Raw genomic sequence first — 305 nt, forward strand, 5'->3', positions numbered from 1 at the left:
CCCACCCCACCGGGGGCGCTATTTTTTGGGATAACAAACACACCCGGCGCACAGCCCCCCACACTCTTACTGACACTCATATCCAACCCTTTTACAGAGTGGGTTAGAGCTCCTACAGAGATGTAATCAACGCCGGTTACTGCATAAGTTGTTTCGTTTACTTTCCGGGGTATGGTAAAGTATTTATTTGCTCCGAATATCTCTCCTGAAAACGGGTTTTACCAACCACCTACTTTCTATCAAAACACCACCCAAAAACTATCTTAAATGGGTTAATGATAGTTTTTGGCCCAATTCATAATTGT

The 305-nt window shown here is 43.9% G+C and carries 1 pseudogene; it reads right to left on the bottom strand.

Annotation, left to right across the window (positions count from 1 at the left end):
* Nucleotides 1-146 (bottom strand): annotated as a pseudogene (locus tag D0T85_RS23095) (hypothetical protein); the annotation flags it as partial.
* Nucleotides 147-305 lie beyond the last annotated feature (159 nt).

The sequence above is a fragment of the Bacteroides sp. 519 genome (assembly GCF_010500955.1).
In the GTDB taxonomy this organism is placed as follows: Bacteria; Bacteroidota; Bacteroidia; order Bacteroidales; family Bacteroidaceae; genus Bacteroides.